General features: G+C 72.0%; 16 protein-coding genes. 7 read left to right on the forward strand and 9 right to left on the reverse strand.

The window, feature by feature from the left end; translation table 11 throughout:
• Window positions 1-145: 145 nt before the first annotated feature.
• Both ABZ906_RS27900 and ABZ906_RS27905 read right to left on the reverse strand, forming a co-directional pair.
• Window positions 146-1,042 carry an acyl-CoA dehydrogenase family protein gene (locus ABZ906_RS27900; protein ID WP_361387172.1) on the reverse strand — a complete coding sequence of 299 codons (897 nt, stop codon included), beginning with the start codon at window positions 1,040-1,042 and terminating at the stop codon, window positions 146-148.
• Between the two features lie 8 nt (window positions 1,043-1,050).
• On the reverse strand, window positions 1,051-2,217 hold the full coding sequence (locus ABZ906_RS27905; protein ID WP_361387175.1) for an acyl-CoA dehydrogenase family protein: 1,167 nt from the start codon (window positions 2,215-2,217) through the stop codon (window positions 1,051-1,053).
• A 199-nt stretch (window positions 2,218-2,416) separates the two neighbouring features.
• Here ABZ906_RS27905 and ABZ906_RS27910 point away from each other — a divergent pair, with 199 nt between their 5' ends.
• Window positions 2,417-4,051 carry an AMP-binding protein gene (locus ABZ906_RS27910; protein ID WP_361387178.1) on the forward strand — a complete coding sequence of 545 codons (1,635 nt, stop codon included), beginning with the start codon at window positions 2,417-2,419 and terminating at the stop codon, window positions 4,049-4,051.
• 21 nt (window positions 4,052-4,072) lie between these two features.
• Here the strand turns inward: ABZ906_RS27910 and ABZ906_RS27915 are convergent, their stop codons facing one another.
• Window positions 4,073-4,585 (reverse strand): EF-hand domain-containing protein, encoded by a 513-nt coding sequence (locus ABZ906_RS27915; RefSeq protein ID WP_361194619.1) that lies wholly within the window; start codon window positions 4,583-4,585, stop codon window positions 4,073-4,075.
• 423 nt (window positions 4,586-5,008) lie between these two features.
• Here ABZ906_RS27915 and ABZ906_RS27920 point away from each other — a divergent pair, with 423 nt between their 5' ends.
• The 3 genes from ABZ906_RS27920 to ABZ906_RS27930 all read left to right on the forward strand — a co-directional run bounded on the left by ABZ906_RS27920 (window position 5,009) and on the right by ABZ906_RS27930 (window position 8,536).
• Window positions 5,009-5,458 (forward strand): hypothetical protein, encoded by a 450-nt coding sequence (locus ABZ906_RS27920; protein ID WP_361194618.1) that lies wholly within the window; start codon window positions 5,009-5,011, stop codon window positions 5,456-5,458.
• Between the two features lie 85 nt (window positions 5,459-5,543).
• Window positions 5,544-6,269 (forward strand): ABC transporter ATP-binding protein, encoded by a 726-nt coding sequence (locus ABZ906_RS27925; protein ID WP_361387181.1) that lies wholly within the window; start codon window positions 5,544-5,546, stop codon window positions 6,267-6,269.
• A complete protein-coding gene (locus ABZ906_RS27930; RefSeq protein ID WP_361387184.1) occupies window positions 6,266-8,536 on the forward strand; it encodes an ABC transporter permease in 2,271 nt (756 codons plus the stop codon). The genes ABZ906_RS27925 and ABZ906_RS27930 overlap by 4 nt, the downstream gene beginning before the upstream one ends.
• Window positions 8,537-8,564: 28 nt before the next feature.
• Here the strand turns inward: ABZ906_RS27930 and ABZ906_RS27935 are convergent, their stop codons facing one another.
• Window positions 8,565-8,939 carry an STAS domain-containing protein gene (locus tag ABZ906_RS27935; protein WP_361194614.1) on the reverse strand — a complete coding sequence of 125 codons (375 nt, stop codon included), beginning with the start codon at window positions 8,937-8,939 and terminating at the stop codon, window positions 8,565-8,567.
• Between the two features lie 284 nt (window positions 8,940-9,223).
• On the opposite strand from ABZ906_RS27935, the gene ABZ906_RS27940 reads away from it, so the two are divergent.
• Together ABZ906_RS27940 and ABZ906_RS27945 are read left to right on the forward strand one after the other, a co-directional pair.
• Complete coding sequence (locus ABZ906_RS27940; RefSeq protein ID WP_361194612.1) at window positions 9,224-9,823, forward strand: sigma-70 family RNA polymerase sigma factor; 600 nt, start codon at window positions 9,224-9,226, stop codon at window positions 9,821-9,823.
• A complete protein-coding gene (locus ABZ906_RS27945) occupies window positions 9,820-11,133 on the forward strand; it encodes a zf-HC2 domain-containing protein (protein WP_361194610.1) in 1,314 nt (437 codons plus the stop codon). The genes ABZ906_RS27940 and ABZ906_RS27945 overlap by 4 nt, the downstream gene beginning before the upstream one ends.
• A gap of 50 nt (window positions 11,134-11,183) precedes the next feature.
• Here the strand turns inward: ABZ906_RS27945 and purU are convergent, their stop codons facing one another.
• The 3 genes from purU to ABZ906_RS27960 all read right to left on the reverse strand — a co-directional run bounded on the left by purU (window position 11,184) and on the right by ABZ906_RS27960 (window position 12,900).
• Window positions 11,184-12,068: a formyltetrahydrofolate deformylase gene (gene purU, locus ABZ906_RS27950; RefSeq protein ID WP_361194608.1), complete on the reverse strand. Its 885-nt coding sequence runs from the start codon at window positions 12,066-12,068 to the stop codon at window positions 11,184-11,186.
• Window positions 12,069-12,133: 65 nt separating this feature from the next.
• Complete coding sequence (locus ABZ906_RS27955) at window positions 12,134-12,634, reverse strand: hypothetical protein (RefSeq protein ID WP_361387187.1); 501 nt, start codon at window positions 12,632-12,634, stop codon at window positions 12,134-12,136.
• Between the two features lie 77 nt (window positions 12,635-12,711).
• Window positions 12,712-12,900, reverse strand: coding sequence for a hypothetical protein (locus tag ABZ906_RS27960; RefSeq protein WP_361387469.1), 189 nt, complete (start codon window positions 12,898-12,900; stop codon window positions 12,712-12,714).
• Between ABZ906_RS27960 and ABZ906_RS27965 the strand changes: the two genes are divergently transcribed.
• Complete coding sequence (locus ABZ906_RS27965; RefSeq protein ID WP_361387446.1) at window positions 12,851-14,053, forward strand: ABC transporter substrate-binding protein; 1,203 nt, start codon at window positions 12,851-12,853, stop codon at window positions 14,051-14,053. The genes ABZ906_RS27960 and ABZ906_RS27965 overlap by 50 nt on opposite strands.
• 39 nt (window positions 14,054-14,092) lie before the next feature.
• Here the strand turns inward: ABZ906_RS27965 and ABZ906_RS27970 are convergent, their stop codons facing one another.
• Both ABZ906_RS27970 and ABZ906_RS27975 read right to left on the reverse strand, forming a co-directional pair.
• The gene (locus tag ABZ906_RS27970; RefSeq protein ID WP_361387449.1) at window positions 14,093-16,294 is read right to left on the reverse strand and encodes a hypothetical protein; all 2,202 of its coding nucleotides are present in this window, start codon (window positions 16,292-16,294) and stop codon (window positions 14,093-14,095) included.
• Between the two features lie 412 nt (window positions 16,295-16,706).
• Complete coding sequence (locus tag ABZ906_RS27975) at window positions 16,707-18,095, reverse strand: transcriptional regulator (protein WP_361194600.1); 1,389 nt, start codon at window positions 18,093-18,095, stop codon at window positions 16,707-16,709.
• Window positions 18,096-18,351: the final 256 nt, after the last annotated feature.

The raw sequence follows: 18,351 nt of genomic DNA on the forward strand, positions 1-18,351 counted from the left end.
GAAGCCCGACTCCATGCCGTGACGAGTCACGCATAGGACACAACCCGATATCGACGCTCAGTAGCCTCCCCCCACTTCGGGAATCCCACAAGTCGATCACTCTCCGCACAGCAGTACAGGGCATGCCCCCCCGGCGCCAGGCGCCTCACAGAGCCGCCGCGAGCTCCTCCTCCGCTCCGGCCGCCGACCGCCCCAGTCCGGCCCGCACCCAGGCCCGCTTCAGATGCAGATGTACGTCGGCCTCCCAGGTGAACCCCATCCCGCCGTGCACTTGGAGGCAGTCCCGCGCGCCCCGCACCGCGGCCTCGTCGGCGAGCAGCTTGGCGCCCGCGATCTCCAGGGTGTCTCCGGTGACGGCCGCGGCGTAGACGGCGGCGCGGGCGACCTCGGTGCGCACGAGCATCTGTGCACAGAGGTGCTTGACGGCCTGGAAGGCCCCGATGGCCTGCCCGAATTGGGTGCGTTCCTTCGCATATCGCACGGCCATCTCGCAGGTCTTCCCGGCGCTTCCCAGCTGCTCGGCGGCGATCAGCAGGTCCGCGTCCGCCCGCGGGACGGCGTCCGCGAGGGCCGCTCCTTCGCCGCCGGGCACCCGGTGCAGCGGCGTCAGCGGGTCGACCGACCGCAGCGGGACGGCGCCGGTGACGTCCCCGAGGACGACGTCCGCCTCGTCCAGCCAGGGCACGAGCCCTACGGAGTCGCCCTTCATGACGGCGGTCACCACGACCGTCCCCCGCGCCGCCCCCTCCACGTCCCGCGCCGCGAGGAACGTCGCGACCAGCGGCCCCGTAAGCAGCGCCCGCCCCGCCTCCTCGAAGGCCAACACGGCCTCCGGAAGCCCGAGTCCGACCCCGCCCTCCTCCTCCGGCACCCGCAGCGAGAAGAACCCGGCATCCCCGAGCTCACGCCACAGGCCCCGGTCCAGCGAGGGAGTCCCGGCGTCCACGGCGGCCCGCAGGGCGGCCCGGTCGAACCGCCCGTCGAGGAGATCCCGGACGCCGCCCCGCAACGCCTCCTGGTCCTCCGTCAGTTGGAAGTCCACCCGGCCCCTCACCGCCCCTTCGGCAGGCCGAGTATCCGCTCGGCCACGATGTTCTGCTGGATCTGCGAGGTGCCCGCGGCGATCGTGTACGAGAGGGAGGAGAGCCGGTCCAGGGTCCACTCGTGCCCGAGGTCGAGCGCGCCCGCCCCGAGCACCTCGCCGGCGGCCTCGTACAGCTCCTGGCGGGCATGCGAGTACCGCAGCTTGAAGACGGAGCCGCCCACCCCCGGCACGCCGGTCCCGGCCCGCTGCGACTCGCTCACGTTCCACTGCGTGAGCCGCCACAGCGCCGCGAACTCCGCGCTCAGCCTGCCGAGCCTGCGCCGGAGCACCGTGTCGTCCCAGCGCCCGTTCTTGCGGGCCTCGCGCGCGAGCTCGCCCAGGACGCGGCGGCAGGCGACGACCTCTCCCACGAAGGCCGTCCCGCGCTCGTAGGAGAGCGTCACCATGGTCACGCGCCAGCCGTCGTTCTCCGCGCCGACCCGGTTGGCGGCCGGCACCCGTACCTCGTCGAGGAACATCTCGGCGAACTCGGTCGAGCCCGCGAGGGTGCGCAGCGGCCGGACCGTGATGCCGGGGGCGTCCATCGGCATCGCGAGCCAGGAGATGCCGCGGTGTTTGGGCACGTCCTCGCTCACCGGTGTCGTGCGCACGAGGAGTTCGCACCAGTCGGCGACCTCGGCGTGCGAGGTCCAGATCTTGGAGCCGCTCACCACGTAGTCGTCGCCGTCGCGCCACGCGCGCGTGCGCAGCGAGGCGAGGTCCGAGCCCGCGTCCGGTTCGCTGAATCCCTGGCACCACACCTCGTCGCCGCGCAGGACGGGCGGCAGCCACCGGGCGCGCTGCTCCGGGGTCCCTTCGGAGGCGATGGTCGGGCCCGCGTGCAGCAGGCCGACGAAGTTCGCGCCCACGTAGGGCGCGCCCGCCTTCTCGGTCTCCTCCAGGAAGATGAGGTGCTGGGTCGGCGTGGCCCCGCGGCCGCCCGCGTCGACGGGCCAGTGCAGCCCCGCGTATCCGGCGTCGTACAGCCTGCGCTGCCATCCCATGTCGTACGCGCGCCGCCCCGGCCAGTCCGTCGGGTCGGGGCGCGGCGGCAGCAGGGGGAGCGTCCGGGTCAGCCACTGGCGCAGTCCGGCCCGGAAGGATTCCTCCTCCTCGGTGTAGGTGAGGTCCACGTCAGGTCCGCTTGTCGTTCATGGTGTCTCCTCCGGTGGTCTCTCCGGCACCCGCAGTCCATCTGATGGACCGTCAGAACGCAGGCTAGCTCCGCGCCTCTGGACCGACAAGGCGGCGGGCCTTACGCTCTCGGCACGATCTGACTATCCGTCAGTTACGTCGGTCCGCAAGCCGGACTCCGGTCGCGAGGGGGATCACATGAGGACCCATGAGAGCGCGGGGAACGAGACCGCGCACGCACTCGGCGCCTCCCGCACCCTCTGGGAGCTCATCGAACGCCGCGCCGCTCTCACGCCCGGCGCCCCCGTCCTGATCCAGTCCGCCGCCGACCCGGCCGACGACCGGACGCTGACCTTCGGCGAACTGCGCGACCGCTGCGAACGCGTGGCCGCGGGGCTCTACGAGATGGGCGTGCGCCCCGGCACCGTCGTGGCCTGGCAGCTGCCCACCCGCATCGAGACCGCCCTGCTCTCCTTCGCGCTCGCCCGCATCGGCGCTGTCCAGTCGCCGGTCATCCCCTTCTACCGCGACCGCGAAGTCGGCTTCGCCCTAAGGGAGTCGAAGGCCGAGTTCTTCGCGGTGCCGGGCGTGTGGCGCGGCTTCGACCACACGGAGATGGCACACCGACTCGGCGCGCGGGGCGTCTTCCAGGCGTACGCGGACGACGACCTGCCGGACGCCGATCCGTCCGTACTGCCCGCGCCGCCCTCCGAGGGCACGTCGGTGCGCTGGATCTACTGGACATCGGGCACGACGTCCGACCCCAAGGGCGTGCTGCACACCGACCGTTCACTGATAGCGGGCGGCTCCTGCCTGGCCCACGCGCTGCATCTGTCGGCGGACGACGTCGGCTCGATGGCGTTCCCCTTCGCGCACATCGCGGGCCCCGACTACACGGTGATGCTGCTCCTGTACGGCTTCCCCGCGGTGATGTTCGAGCTCTTCGCGCTGCCGGACGCGCTCGACGGCTACCGGCGGCACGGCGTGACGGTGGCGGGCGGGTCGACCGCGTTCTACTCGATGTTCCTCGCCGAGCAGCGCAAGCTGACGCCGGGAAAGCCGGGAGCGCCGGGAGCGCCGGACGCAAAGCTGATCCCCACCCTGCGCCTCCTCGCGGGTGGCGGGGCGCCGAAGCCGCCGGAGATCTATCACGCGGTCGTACGGGAGATGGGCTGCCAGCTCACCCACGGCTACGGCATGACCGAGGTCCCGATGATCACCATGGGCGCTCCGGACGACACCGCCGAGAACCTGGCGACGACGGAAGGGCTGCCGCCGGAAGGGATGGAGATCCGGATCACGGACGCCGACGGCAAGGAGGTGCCCGCCGGGGTCGACGGTGACGTACGGCTGCGCGGGGAGGCGGTCTGCCAGGGCTACTTGGACCCCGAACAGAGCGCGGGGGTCTTCGACGCGGACGGCTTCCTGATCACGGGCGACCTGGGACACGTACGGCCGACGGGCCATCTGGTCCTGACCGGGCGGGCCAAGGACATCATCATCCGCAAGGGCGAGAACATCTCCGCGAAGGAGATCGAGGATCTGCTCCACCGGCATCCGGCCGTGGGCGACGCGGCCGTCATCGGCCTCCCGGACCCCGAGCGGGGCGAGCGGGTCTGCGCGGTGATCGAGCGGCGCCCTGCGGAAGAGGACCCGGCAGGCGAGGACGCCGGGGCCCTGACCCTGGAGTCCGTGACCGCCTATCTGCGCGGGGAAGGGCTGTCCACGTACAAGCTGCCGGAGCAACTGGAGCTGGTGGAGGCCCTTCCCCGCAACGAGACGCTGCGCAAGGTGCTCAAGTACAAGCTGCGGGAGCGGTTCGCGCAGGGCTGACCCGGGTGAGATCAGAGGCACTCACTCGGGAACGGTGAAGTACTCCGAGAACGCGGCGACGATCTCTTCCTCCGTCACACGCCCGTCCCCGTCGGTGTCGAGCGCGCCGCCCGCCGCGGAGGCGATGTCCGCCTCGACGCCGAGGGCCTTGAGGACCCGCTCGACTTCCTGAGGGCTGACCGCGCCGTCGCCGTCACCGTCCGCCACGGCGATCACGGCGTCCAGGAACGGCCGCGCGATCTCGGCGAACCGCGCCGGGTTGTCGCGCAGGCGCTTCACGGCGCCGCCCACGAACTCCGGCTTGGTGATCCGCTGATCGCCGTCCCGGTCGGCGATCCCCGCCATGCCCTGCCAGAAGGCCTCGGCCCCGATGTAGAGGGCCTGGCCCTTCTCGGAGCGCGCGGTGGCGCCGAACTCGCTGAGCAGGGCGACAGCCGCCGTGCTGAAGTCCTCACGGGAGATGTAGCCGTTGCCATCCTGGTCGAAGGTGGTGAAACGGGCCGCGATCTTACGCTCGTACTCGGCACTGTCCATGGTGTTCGGGCCGCCTCACTTCTGCGGTTGGGTGCGTGTGCACGGGGGTTCCCCGGGTGTTACTGGCAGCGAGCCTACGTCGTCGGCGACCGCCCGGAGGCGGGAAGCCGATGCTTGTGCCAAGACCGGGACAAGAGAGGTTGTACCAGGAGCCGACCCTTGATGATCTTTTGGGTCTCTCTTGACCCTCCCTCACCCATCGTCGACATCTACGCTTCGCCTCGCCCACTCTCCGTGATTCAAACCTCCCCATTTCCATGATCAGTTAAAAGATCATTTACGTACGCGCAAAGCGAACGCACAGCGATCCGTGCCCGGCGTTTCGTGTCCCGAAATCCCAACTGCTGCTGTCGTAGTCGGGTGTTACGTTCCTGGCCGCCCTGGATCACACCAGGGCCGACCAACAAAAACGGGAGAACACAAATGAATCGAAAGCTGGCCGTCGGTGCCCTGGCAGCAGGGCTCTTTCTGACGGGCGCGGGGACCGCTTTCGCTACCGCAAACGGGGGTAGCGGGGACGTCGAGGCGACCGCCTCGTGGCACAAGATTCCGACGCTCTCCAGCGGCGGCGTCAAGTTCAAGAACGGCTACTACAAGTTCGAGGCTCCGGGCGCCAAGCACGGTGCCTTCCACTGGAAGGGCGACCTGCAGGACACCTCGGCCGGCGACGGCCACAATGTCTACGTCCAGGTGAAGGTCGAGGGTTACGACTGGAACCGGTTCAACGGCAAGCAGAAGAAGACGGTCCACAAGGACCAGCTCGTGTACGACGGCGCCGCTCGCTACACCAAGAACGCCTGGATACGCGCCTGCCGTGACCGGGGCTCCTTCCACCCGGACAACTGCTCGGTGACCAAGCACTACAAGCGGTAATCACCACAGGCACGAAGCGGCGGCACTGACCGGCTGCCGCGCATGCACACCGGGCCCGGGCCCCCGCCCCGGGCCCTTCGCCTTCTTGGGGGAAGCGATCAGTACGCCGACAGGTACGCCAGGTACGCCCAGTGCGTCAGAAGTCCTCAGTGCCACGGGAGTCGACCTCTCCTACGGCTCGACACCCGCCGTCCGTGACGCCCATCTGACCCTGGCGCGCGGCGAGATCGCGGCGATCACCGGGGCCAGCGGCTCCGGCAAATCGTCCCTCCTGTACTGCCTCGCGGGCGTACTGCCGCCCGCGCGCGGCGAGGTGCGCTTCGAGGGCCGGGCGTACGGCGAGCTCGACGACGAGGACATCAGCGCCCTGCGCCGCGAACGCTTCGGCTTCGTCTTCCAGTACGGCGAGCTGCTCCCCGAACTGACCATCGAGGAGAACACCGCCCTGCCGCTGCGCCTTGCCGGAACGCGCAAGCGGCCCGCGCTCAAGGCCGCCGCCGAGGTGCTCGACCGCCTGGGGATCGCCGATCTGCGCGAGAGGCGTCCTTCCCAGGTGTCCGGCGGGCAGAGCCAGCGCGTCGCCGTGGCGCGAGCGCTTGTGCACCAGCCCGCCGTGGTCTTCGCCGACGAGCCGACGGGCTCGCTCGACAGCGCCAACGCCGCCACCGTGCTCAAGGAGTTCCTGAGCCTCGCCCGCTCCCAGGACACCGCCGTGCTCCTGGTCACGCACGACGCGAACGTCGCCGCTCAGGCCGACCGCAACTACACGATGGCCGACGGAGTCCTCGCCGCGAAGGGCGCGTCCGCATGAGCGAGTTCCTGCTCGGCCTGCGGCTCCTGTTCGGCTCCGGGCGCGGCACCCGCGTACGTTTCTGGCTCATGACCCTCGGCGGCTCGCTGGGGGTGTGCGCTCTCGCGCTCGTCCTGACGATCCCCCCGATCCTGGGCGCCCACGACGGGCGGGCCGCCGACCGCGACCCGCAGGTCTACGCCGGACAGAAGTCCGGGCAGCACACGCTCGTCCTGGAGCGCTCCGACCCGCACGGCTCGAAGCCCTTCAGCCGCGTCTTCGTCGCCCGCGGCAAGGACGGCGCCGCCGTACAGCCGCCGCCGGGCATCGACGAACTGCCCGCCCCCGGCGAGGTCTTCGTGTCGCCCGCCCTGCGCGACCAGCTCCGCGACGAGCCCGGCCTCAAGGGCCTGCTCCCCGGCAAGGAGAAGGGCCTGATCGGCCCCTCCGGCCTGACCGACCCGAACGAGCTGTACGCGTATGTCGGCACCACCAAGGACCAGCTCGGCGACGACGCACGCGCGTTGAAGAGCTTCGGCTCCGCGCACCCGCCCACCACGGCCGTCGAGAAGTCCACCCTCGACATCCTGCGCTTCACCCTCGCCGCGCTCGTGCTCCTCCCGCTCGGCGTCTTCCTCTCGGTCTGCGCCAAGCTCTCCGCCGCGAGCCGCAACCGGCGCCTGGCGGCCCTGCGCCTGCTCGGCCTGAGTGCCAAGGGCACGCAGCGCGTGAACGCCGCGGAGACCGTCGTCGCCGCCTTCCTGGGGGCGCTGCTCGGCCTCGCCGAGTTCTGGCTCCTGAACCAGATCATGGCGAGGACCGGCCTTCCGGGCCTGAAGTGGTACCCCGCCGACGGCGCGCTCTCCGCGTCCACCATCGCCATCTGCCTCATCGGCTGCACCGCGCTCTCCTGGTTCGTGGGCCGGGCCAGCGCCCGCGCCGCGGCCACCAACCCGCTGAGCACCCGGCGCACCGCGGCCCCGCGCGCGCCCCGCGTCTGGGGCGGCCTGCTGCTCGTCACCGGGCTCGGCATCGTCATCGGCTACTGCGCGACCGGCCTCACCGACAACCCCGCGCAGAGCTCAGGCATCAACTCGCTTCTGGTGCCCGGCGGTGTGCTGCTCACCGGGCTCGGCCTGGTGATGGTCATGCCGCTGCTCTCGTACGGCATCGCCACGCGCCTTGCCCGCTCCGGCAACCTCGCCCTGAGCCTTGCCATGCGGCGCAACGAGGTCGAGCCGGGCAGCGCGATGCGCGTGGTCACCGGCCTCGTCCTGCTGGTGTTCTCGGCGTCCCTCGCACAGGGCGTGCTGGTGGAGGAGCAGCAGATCACCCGCTCCGACTCGCCCGTGCAGGAGTACGGCCTGCGTCTCTCGCAGCTCAGCGCGGAGCAGCAGGGCAAGCTGCGGGACATCCCCGCGGTGCGGGCGGACGCGATCGTGATGGACCCGCGCAGCGACCCCTCCAAGGAGGGCGGCGACTGGCAGGCCCCGGCCCTGGTCGCCACCTGCGCCCAGCTCGCCAGGCTGACCGAGCACGCGGCGGGCTGCGAGGAGGGCAAGGTGCTGCGGCTCCAGGACCCGAACGTGGCCGAGTCCCCCGTCAAGACCTCCACGTACACGATGGAGCAGGACGGCAAGCGCACGTCGATGAAGGTGCGGGTCCCCGAGGCCACCGTGTTGTTCGACGGGTACGACGTCACCAATCTGCCGAGCCCCGGCCTTCTGGTGCCGCCCTCCGAGCTACCGGCGCACGCCGTGCCCGCCGCGGCCACGCTCGTCCTGATGAGCGGCTCGGACCCCGGCACCGTACGGGACGTCCTCGACCGTATCGGCGCCATCGCGCCCACGGCGGACGTCGACCCGGCGGGCATCAACATCGACGGCCTCCAGCAGATCACCGTCATCGAGACGCTGCTCGCGCTCGGCATGGTGATGGGCCTGGTCATCGGCGTCGCGGCGTTCCTGGTGTCCGTCACCGACCGTGCCGTGGAACGGCGCCCCCAGGTCACGGCGCTCTCCCTGATCGGCGCGCGGGCCCGCACGCTGAGGCTCGTGCAGTGCACGCAGGTGGTGCTTCCGCTGGCCGTGGGGCTGCTGCTCGCGCTGGTGGCGGGGAAGCTGGCGGAGTCCGCCTATCTGGTCACCGGCGGCGGCGAGATCTTCTGGGACGGGGCCGGGGTTCCGCTGCTTGTCGCGGCGATGGCCGGGGTGCTCGTCCTGGCGGTGGCGGGGACGCTGCCGCTGGTGGGGCGGCGCATCGACCCGGAGCTGATCAGGCGGGACTGAAGTCAGGCGGTACGGGAACGGGGCGGCGTCACGCGGACAGTGGCGCCGCTTCGTCGTCCACGGCCGCGTCCACGTCCGGGAAGACCTCGAAGAGGCGGCGCACGCCCAGTGCCGCGAGGACGCGGTTGACGTGGGAGCCGTCCTCGGCGCCCTGCGCGGGGAGTATCAGGCGCAGGCGGCCCTGACAGGAGCGGAAGAGACGGCGGGTCGCGATGAGCACGCCGACGCCGCTCGAATCGCAGAACAGGACGTCGGAGAGGTCGAGGACAAGGCTGTGCCGGCCGTCGGCCACCGCGTCGTGCACGCGCTGGCGCACGACGGGCGAGGTCACCAGGTCCATCTCGCCGGACACCCGCAGAACGGCCCAGCCGTCCTGCTCGTCCACGGCCACCTGCAGCGTCACTCGCTCGCCTCTCGCTCGCTGATACCGCTCGTCCGTAGCTCGCCTCGTCGATGCGGAAGCCTTCCCTACGCTTCCTGTGTACGTCGCGGCTGCCCCACCTCTTCTCCATGAAACACCAGGAACACCGGTCTCTATCATCCGAGGCCGGGCGGCGGTGCACTTTGCCACAAAGGGAGTGCGTTGTCGGTGGTGGCGACTACATTCGATGGATAGTCGCCACGGGCGATTGACAGTTCGGCACGCGCACGGAACAGCACGAGCACGGAACGGCACGAGGGGGCCGCATGGCGAAGGACGCGCCGCGTCGCTGGGATCGCCGCATGCAGCAGCGCCTGGCGCACGGGGAGGCCGCCGCACTCGGCGAGCTGTACGACCGCTTCGCCTCGCTCGTGCACGGCCTGGCCCACCGCGTCCTCGGGGACGAGGACGCCGCCGACCGGCTCACCCGCGAGGTCTTCGCCCACATCTGGGAGAACCCCGACGCGTACGACCCCAAGCAGGGCCCCCTGCGCTCCTGGGTCGCCACGCTCACCCACGAGCGGGCCGTCCGGCGGCTGCGCCAGACCGAGTCCGCGGCCCTGGCCCGCGGCGGGGAGGGAACCGCGGAGGACCTGGAGCGCAAGGTGCGCCGCGCATCGGCCGCCGCCCGCGCGGACTACATCGTCACGGCCATGCCCGCCCCGCTGCGCGCCGCCCTGGAGCTCGCCTACTTCCAGCGGCGCGACTACCGCCAGACGGCCGCCGACCTCGGCGTGACGGAGGACGAGGCGCGGCGCCGCCTGCGCCTCGGCCTGCAACTGCTCTCCACCGCGAACGACGCGGCGGGACCCGCGGAGCCCCATGCCGCGCCGGGCCCGCCTCCCGGCTACGGGAGCGCGCTGTGAGCGGCCCCGACCGGCAGGAACCGTTCGAGGAACCGGATGGCCCCGGCAGCGGCGGCGGTGCGGAGGGCCGGGGCGAGCACAAGGACGCCCGCAGGCCGCCCCGGATACCGCTGCCGCGCACTTCCGTGGAGGACACCGGCCGCCCCCTGCCCGACCCGCCGCTCGCCCTCGACCTCGACCACCAGGTCCTGAAGTCCCTCCTGGGCGCCTGGGCGCTCGCCGCCTGCTCGGTCGAGGAGGCCATCGCCGTCGAGGAGCACCTGGGTCACTGCGGTCCCTGCGCGGAAGAGGCCCTGCGGCTGCGTGACGCGGTGGGCCTGCTGCATCAGGAGGAGAGCCTCGACCTCGACCCCGGCCTTCGCAACCGCGTCATCGCGAGCTGCCTCGGGCGGCGCCCGCCGCGCATCCCGGTGCCCGAGTGGGCCATGCCGTACGACGCCGAGACCGCCCGCCTCGACGCCCTCCTTCGCGACATCGGCGAATCGGAGTGGCATGCTCCGGTGCGCCTGCGCTGGTTCGACGACGACGGCCCGGTCAGCCGCAAGACGACGGTCGCGGGAGTGATCGCGCACCTCCTCGCCGTGGACGGCCTCGTCGCACTGGCCCTCGGCCTCGACGACCCGCTGGGCAGGGACACGCCGCAGCCCGCCGACCCCGGCCACCGCACCGAGGCGTACTGGCGCGCTTCGTACTTCCCGCCCTCGCGCGGCGTGCGCGGCCCCTGGCGCGACCAGACCCACGAACTGATCCGCACGGTCTCCTTCACGGCAGGCGGTGTGTACGGCGCGGGATCGGGCCGCCTCACCGTTCCGTACAGCGCCCCGGACGACGAGGGCCGCCGCGTCGAGCTGCCGCTGCGGGACTCGATGCTGGACCGCGCCTTCGAGTGCTGGATCCACGCGGGCGACATCGCCGACGCGGTCGACTATCCGTACGAGCCGCCGTCCCCGCGCCATCTGCACCGCATGATCGACCTCGCCGCCCGGCTGCTGCCCTCGACGCTCGCCGCGCGCCGCCGCTCGGGACGCGCCGCCCCGGCGCAGGACCTGGTGATGGCGGGCACCCCTGGCCGCAGCCTGCGCCTGGAGATCGAGGGCCTGGGCGGCGGCGAATGGTTCATCCCCCTGGACTCCCCCGGCGCCGACGCGTCCGCGGACCGCGAGGTGGCCCATGTCGCGCTGGACGGCGTCGAATTCTGCCGCCTGGCCGCGGGCCACGTCTCCCCGGAGGAAGCGGCGGCGGGACAGGACGGCGACCGCCGCGCGATCAAGGACGTCCTGTTCGCGGCGGCGTCACTGAGCCGTATGTAGAGCCGTACGCAAAGGCAGCCGCCGGACCGGCGGACTGGCGGGCCCGCTGACTAGGCGAAGACGACCGTGCGGTGGCCGTTGAGCAGAATCCTGCGCTCCGCATGCCACTTCACGGCCCGCGCGAGGGCCTGGCACTCGACGTCACGGCCGATCGCGACCAGCTGGTTCGGCGTGACGTCGTGGCCGACCCGCTCGACCTCCTGCTCGATGATCGGGCCCTCGTCGAGGTCGGCCGTCACATAGTGCGCGGTCGCGCCGATCAGCTTCACACCGCGCGCGTGCGCCTGGTGGTAGGGCTTCGCGCCCTTGAAGCTCGGCAGGAAGGAGTGGTGGATGTTGATGATCCGGCCGCTGAGCTGCTTGCAGAAGTCGTCCGAGAGGACCTGCATGTAGCGGGCGAGGACGACGAGCTCCACGTTCTCGGCGCGCACGAGCTCCAGGATCCGCGCCTCGGCCTGCGCCTTGTTCTCCTTGGTCACCGGGATGTGGTGGAAGGGGATGTCGTACGACGCGACGAGCTCGGCGAAGTCCGTGTGGTTCGAGACGACCGCGGCGATCTCGACCGGCAGCGCGCCGATCCGCGAGCGGAACAGCAGGTCGTTCAGGCAGTGCCCGAACTTCGACACCAGCAGGACGACGCGCATCTTCTCGTCGGCGCGGCCCAGCTGCCAGTCCATGTGGAAGGAGTCGCCGACCGCCGCGAAGCTGGCCCGCAGCTTCTCCAGCGTCACGGGCGCCTCCGCCGAGAAGTGGACGCGCATGAAGAAGAGACCGGTGTCGTGATCGCCGAACTGCTGGCTGTCCTCGATGTTGCACCCGGTCATGAAGAGGTAACTCGACACGGCGTGCACGATGCCCTGCTTGTCCGGGCAGGAGAGGGTCAGGACGTACTGCTCAGCGGGGTCGGCGGACGCGGCGACGGACGGCTCATTCATGCGCCCAAGGTTCCCACAACCAGCACGTGCCGCGGACCGACAGCGCTCCTTCGGGGAAGACCCGGCTAACCCGCCCGAGTCAGGATCCGCAGCACCTCAAGAGTCCGGGGCGCCTCATCAGGGCTCTCCCCGTCACTCACAGCGAGAGCTACATGCGCCTCCCGCGCCGCGAGGACCGCCTCCGGCCACCCCGGGTGGTCGAGATAGGCGGACACCAGCGCGTCCGGCCCGACCTCGTGCATGATCCGCAGCACCCGCAGCACCGCCGCGTCGACGAGAGCCGCCTCCTCCGCGTCACGGAAGATCGTCCCCACGTACTTGTCGGCGGACCAGTTGTCGAGCCACGTGTCCTCGACCAGGCGGTACACGGCGTCGGTCACGTCCCCGTACTCCTCGCGCCCGGCGAGCCAGCACTCACGCTGGAACTCCGGGTCGGAGAGCATGTGCAGAGCCGAGCGCACGTTGCTGCGCCAGCGCCACCACGGCATGTCGTTCGTTGGCATGCCGCCCATGGTGCTTGAGCGACGGCCGCGACGGGAAGAGTTCTCCGAACCTTGCACGGTCATCGATCGTACGTTCCCCCTCCGCGCGGCCGAATCGGCCCCTGCCATTCACCTTCTTGTCACCATGCGTTGAGAGCACGTCACACCATGGTTGGCGCTGCGCCGGAATCGTGCATGACCATGCCCGTCTCGCGACGCACCTTGCTCCTCCGCCCCTCAAATCCCCCCACCACCACCCGCCCCGCCAGGACCACGGCGCTCACCGCGGCCGCCCTGCTGGTGGTGTGTGCGTCCCTGACCACGGCCTGCGGGGTCGTCCCTGGTTCCACGGGGGGATCCAGGGAAGACCCCGTGACCGTCATGACCTGGGCCCCCGAGAAGACCAAGGCGACCAACAAACCCGGCATACCGGCGATGGCACAGGCCTACGCACGCTGGGTCAACGCGAACGGCGGGCTCGACGGCCGCAAGCTCAAGGTCCTCACCTGCAACGACCACAACGACCCGGTGGGCGCCGCCGACTGCGCCCGCGAGGCCGTCGACAAGGAGGTCGCGGCCGTCGTCGGCTCCTACAGCCAGCACGGCCAGTCCTTCCTCTCCCCCCTCCAAGTCGCCGGAATCCCCTACATCGGCGGATACGGCGTCACCGACGAGGAGTTCAGCAGCCCCCTGTCGTACCCCGTCAACGGCGGCGAACCCGCCCTGATGGCGGGCAACGGCCTACAGCTCGCCGCCCACTGCGAGCGCGTCGCCCTCGTACGGCCCGACACGATCGCCGGCGACGATCTCCCGGGGCTCCTCGACGCGGGCCTCGCCGAGGGACGCCGGGGGTCCGCGACCGACATACGGGCACCCGAGGACGGCACCGACTTCACGGTCCAGGCCGAGCAGGCACTCAAGCGCGCCGGCACCGACGGCTGCGTGACGGCGGCGCTCGGCGCCCGCACCGACACGTTCTACGACTCCTACCGGCGCACCGAGAGCGCCCTGCCCGCCGCGAAGATCTCCTCCGTGCTCGGCAGCGTCGACCAGTCCCTGATCGACCGCACCGGCGGCGGCAACGGCCCGTACGAGGGCGCCTACGTCACCGGCTGGTACCCGGCGGCGAGCGACGCCCGCTGGGACGAGATGCGCGACGTCATCCGCGAGCAGGCCTTCGGCGACAACCGGGTCGACCCGACGGACGCGGGCGTGCAGACGACGTGGATCGCGTACACCGTCCTGAAGCACGCCGTCGAGTCGCTCGACGGCGGCGAGGTCTCGGCGCGGACGCTGCGGCGGGCCCTGGACCAGGGGCTCCGGGTCGAGACGGGCGGCCTCACGCCCACCCTGCGGTGGCGCTTCAAGGACATGCTCGCGGCGCGCGACTTCCCGCGCCTGGTCAACGCCGACGTCACGTTCCAGCAGGTGCGGGACGGCCGTCTGGTCCCGGCGCGCAAGGGCTTCGTGAACGTCTCGAAGACCCTGGAGGGGGTGCGGTGACCCGCTCCGGGACCGCCGCCCCTGCCGACCTGCCGACTCCTACAGCTGCGACTTGTCGCGCTTGGTGAGGCCGTACTTCTGAGCGATGGCGTTCCACAGCCCGGCCGCTTCCTGCTTGGCCGTGGTCGCCTCGCCGCTCGACTTGTTGCCGGCGACCGCCTGCGGCGTGCCGCGGGCGTGGCCCTTCTTGCAGCCCTTCTTGCCCGCGACCTGCCCCGCCCACGCGGCGTAGTGGTTGTCGGCCGCTGCCGACGCCTTCCAGGCCTTGGTGAGGGACGCGGTCAGCTGGGCGTTGGCCGGGAGCTTGTCCACGGAGAGCTGCGAGAGGCGCGTGACCAGGCCGTTGCGCTGCTTGGCCGCGTTGCGCAGATCGGTGGCCGACTGGCTGAGGTTGTCGCACTTGCCGACGTTGCGTACGGCGGCGATCACCGAGTCGCGGCTGTTGTTGCTGTCGGCGAGGAGCTTGTCCAGGGCGATCGCCTGCTCCTCTGCCGGGTCGACGGACGGCGAGGGTTTCTCGTCGGACGGCGCGGAGTCGGAGACGGTCTTGGGAGCGGCCTTCTCCTCGTCGCCGCCTCCGCCGCTCAGGAGCGCGCCCGCGCCGACGCCGATCACCGCGATGGCGACGCCGATGGCCGCGAAGAGCGGCACCTTCGATCCGGTGCGGCCGCCCTCGCCGCGCGGGGCGGGAGCTGCGGCGGCGGCCCGGCGTGCCGCACGGCCCCCGCCGTCACCGCCGTGGGCGGCGGGCTGCTGGGGATCGAAGCGGGGCATCTGCTGGGTCGACGCGGGGCCTTCGGGCTCCGCCTGTTCCGTACGGAAGAGGCTGTCGAACTCGGCGGGCGGCTGGCGGTCGCCGGGGGCGCCGGGACGTATCCCGAAGGGCGCCTTGCCGGGCTCGGCGGGCACGGGGGCGATGAACTGCGTGGGCTCGCTGTCGGGGCCTGCCGCCGGGGGCATGGGCGCGCCGGGTGCGGACGCACCGGGCATCGGCGAGCGGCCGAGGAACTGCGTGGCGTCTCCCGCGGGTGCCTCGGGGGGCAGGGCGCCGGGGGCCACGGGGGGTATGTACTGCGTGGCGCCTTCGTCGAACCCGGCTCCGGTGCCGGGCGTCGCGGGTATGTACTGCGTCGCGTCCGCGTCACCCGCACCGGCGGGCGGCAGCGGCGCGAGTCCGCCTGCGACGGGCGGCAACGGGGCGCCCGCGCCGGACGCCGCGGGGGGCAGCTGGCCCGCCTGCGCGCCGGGCGGAAGCTGACCGGCCTGACCGGCCGGGGGAAGCTGACCTGCCTCACCGGCCGGGGGAAGCGCGTGTCCCGGCTGCCCGGGGTAGGCGGCGTCGGCGGCCTGCCCTGCGTGCGCGCCCCCCGCCGCCTGTCTCGCGTGCGCGCCGCCTGCTTGCTGCCCGGCGTGGGTGCCGCCTGCCTGCTGGCCCGCGTGGGTGCCGCCCGCCGTTTGGCCCGCGTGGATGGCGCCTGCCTGCTGGCCCGCGTAAGTTCCGCCTGGCTGGCCCGCGTGCGCGCCGCCCGCCTGCTGACCGGCGTAGGTGCCGCCTGCCTGCTGGCCCGCGTGGGTGCCGCCCGCAGGCTGCCCGACGTGAGTGCCACCCGCATGCTGGCCCGCGTGCGCACCGCCCGAGGGCTGCCCGGCGTGAGCGCCACCCGCCTGCTGGCCCGCATGAGCGCCGCCCGAGGGCTGCCCGGCGTGCGCGCCGCCCGCCTGCTGGCCCGCATGAGCGCCGCCCGAGGGCTGCCCGGCGTGCGCGCCGCCCGCCTGCTGACCCGCGTACGCGCCCCCCGCCCCGGGCCCCGCGTAGGACCCGTCGCCGGGCTGGCCCGCGTGCTGGCCGTGCTGAGCGTGGCCGCCGTGCTGGCCGCCCTGCGCGTGCCCCCCGTACTGACCGTCCTGCTGCTGGCCCGCGTACGGTGCGCCCGCGCCCTGTGTTCCGTAGGGGGTGCCCTGTGTCTGGCCGCCGTACGAGCCGGTGGGAGCCTGCGTTCCGTAGCCCTGGCCGCCGTACGAAGCGTCCGCGTGCCCGTACGAGCCGCCCTGCGCATAGCCCTGCTGCTGCGCGCCCTCGGCGGGCAGCGGGGTGCCCGCGCCGTATGACTGCTGCTGGCCGGGCGCGGAGTCCCACGCCTGGCCGGAGCCGGGCGGCGGGTCCGCCGGGGCCGGGCCCCACGGCTGGCCCCAGGGGCTGCCGCCGGACGGCGCCACATGGTCGCCGGTGGTGCCGGGCATCAAGGGCTCGCTTCCGTCGGCAGGCAGCACGATGCCTTCGTGCGCGTGCCGTTCCGCGGGATGCGGATCGGAGGAAGCGGCGCCCTGCCCGCTCTGCTGCGTCACCGGGACTCCTACGAATGGGGGACCTACGGAACCGTCGGCTCACGCTACCGGGTCCCCACAGCCGTCTGCCACGCAGCTCAAACCTCCGAGGCCGCTTCAATCGCAGAAGTAACAAAAGCTCTGCGCGAAACGCTGTTAATGCCACGGGGGAACATCGGACGCGTACGGGAGTTGGCCGTTCACCGTGCGGAAAGGGCGGCGACGGGCGGGGTTCACAGGTGCGCGACACACATCACAAATTATTCACGCGCCCACTGCCGCGCCCCTGCCCCGTTCCCGCGCGATCACGCCCGGTCCCGCGCCCCCTTCACGCCGCCTGGATGTCCATCCGCGCCCCGAACTCCCTTACCACCGGCTCCTCGCGGTAGGGCTGGAGCCGCTCCTGGAAGTCCTCCAGATACTCGGCGCCGCGGTTCGACCGCAGCGTGCCGAGGAGTTCGACGGCCTTCGTGCCCGTATGACACGCCTGCTCGATGTCCCGCCGCTGCACCTGCGCCGTGGCCAGCAGGACGAGACCGATCGCCCGCCGCCGCGCCCGCGACTCGGGATGCCCCGCCAGGGACTCCTCCGCGCTGCGCGCCGCCGCGTCCGCCTGCCCCAAGTCACGGTGACAATGAGCCAGTTCATCGGCCAGATACGCATGGTCGAAGTGCCGGATCCACACCGGATCGTCGCCCGAGTCCGCTTCCCCGGCCGCCCGGTCCATCGCCTCGACCGCATGCCCCGCGACGACCTGCGTCGAACGCCCGTCCCCCAGCAGCGCGTGCCCCCGCGCCTCCGCGGCGTAGAACATGGCCTCCGCGCGCGGTGTGACCCGCCCGCGCGTGCCCTCCTGCGCGGCCCGCGCCAACTGCGCGATCTCCCGCGGATTGCCCAGCTGCGCCGCGAGATGGCTCATGGACGCGGCGAGCACATAACCGCCGTAACCCCGGTCGCCCGCCGCCTGCGCGAGCCGCAGCGCCTGGATGTAGTAGCGCTGGGCCAGACCCGGCTGGCCGGTGTCCACCGCCATGTACCCGGCGAGCTCCGTCAACCGCGCCACGGCCGAGAACAGTTCGCGCCCCACCGCCTCGCGGTACGAACCGGCGAGCAGCCCCGACACCACGCTGTTGAGGTAGTGCACGACGACCGGCCGCACATGCCCGCTGCCGTACTGGTGGTCCAGCTTCGTCAGCGCCTCCGTCATGGCCCGCACCGCCGCCACGTCGGAGAGCCCGACCCGCGGCCCGGCCATCCGGCCGACCTGCGCGTCCGGGGACGAAATCAGCCAGTCGCGGCTCGGCTCGACCAGCGCGGAGGCGGCGACGGACGACCCGGACAGGAAGTCCCGCCGCCCCACGTCACTGCGCCACAGCTCGCAGACCTGCTCGATGGCGCCGAGCACGGTGGGCGAGAACTGCAGACCGACGCCGGAGGCGAGATTCTTGCCGTTCGCCATGCCGATCTCGTCGATCGTGACGGTCCTGCCGAGCTTGCGGCCCAGCGCCTCGGCGATGATTCCGGGCGCCCTGCCGCGCGGCTGCTGACCGCGCAGCCACCGGGCGACCGACGTCTTGTCGTAGCGCAGATCGAGACCGTGCTCCGCGCCGCACATGTTGACGCGGCGGGCCAGGCCCGCGTTCGAGCAACCCGCTTCCTGGATGAGTGCCTGCAGCCTTTCGTTGGGCTGCCGCGCGACGAGCGGCCTTGCGGCCATGGCGTACCCCCTGATGTGCACCGTGGTTCATCTGGACGGACTGGACGGGAGGGGCCGGAATCAGCCACCCCAGATGATCAATGCCCTTGGGACAAACGGAAGATGCACCACAAACGGACGATAAGTCAGCAACTGGGCTTCTTCGGAGCGCCCCAGTCTTGGCTACCCGCACATGGAACCCATTCCCCATGCGCGCCCCCGCCCGTGCACCCATGCGCCCCACATGCAGGATCGATGCTCCGCCCCCGCGCACGCG

This window comes from Streptomyces sp. NPDC046925, assembly GCF_040644915.1.
Lineage (GTDB): Bacteria > Actinomycetota > Actinomycetes > Streptomycetales > Streptomycetaceae > Streptomyces.

Coding starts and splice junctions, on each gene's coding strand:
- ABZ906_RS27975 (WP_361194600.1), bottom strand. CDS start 18,095: ATGGCCGCAAGGCCGCTCGTCGCGCGGCAGCCCAACGAAAGGCTGCAG.
- ABZ906_RS27940 (WP_361194612.1), top strand. CDS start 9,224: ATGGCGAAGGACGCGCCGCGTCGCTGGGATCGCCGCATGCAGCAGCGC.
- ABZ906_RS27955 (WP_361387187.1), bottom strand. CDS start 12,634: ATGACCGTGCAAGGTTCGGAGAACTCTTCCCGTCGCGGCCGTCGCTCA.
- ABZ906_RS27915 (WP_361194619.1), bottom strand. CDS start 4,585: ATGGACAGTGCCGAGTACGAGCGTAAGATCGCGGCCCGTTTCACCACC.
- ABZ906_RS27920 (WP_361194618.1), top strand. CDS start 5,009: ATGAATCGAAAGCTGGCCGTCGGTGCCCTGGCAGCAGGGCTCTTTCTG.
- ABZ906_RS27930 (WP_361387184.1), top strand. CDS start 6,266: ATGAGCGAGTTCCTGCTCGGCCTGCGGCTCCTGTTCGGCTCCGGGCGC.
- ABZ906_RS27970 (WP_361387449.1), bottom strand. CDS start 16,294: ATGCCCGGCACCACCGGCGACCATGTGGCGCCGTCCGGCGGCAGCCCC.
- purU (WP_361194608.1), bottom strand. CDS start 12,068: ATGAATGAGCCGTCCGTCGCCGCGTCCGCCGACCCCGCTGAGCAGTAC.
- ABZ906_RS27910 (WP_361387178.1), top strand. CDS start 2,417: ATGAGGACCCATGAGAGCGCGGGGAACGAGACCGCGCACGCACTCGGC.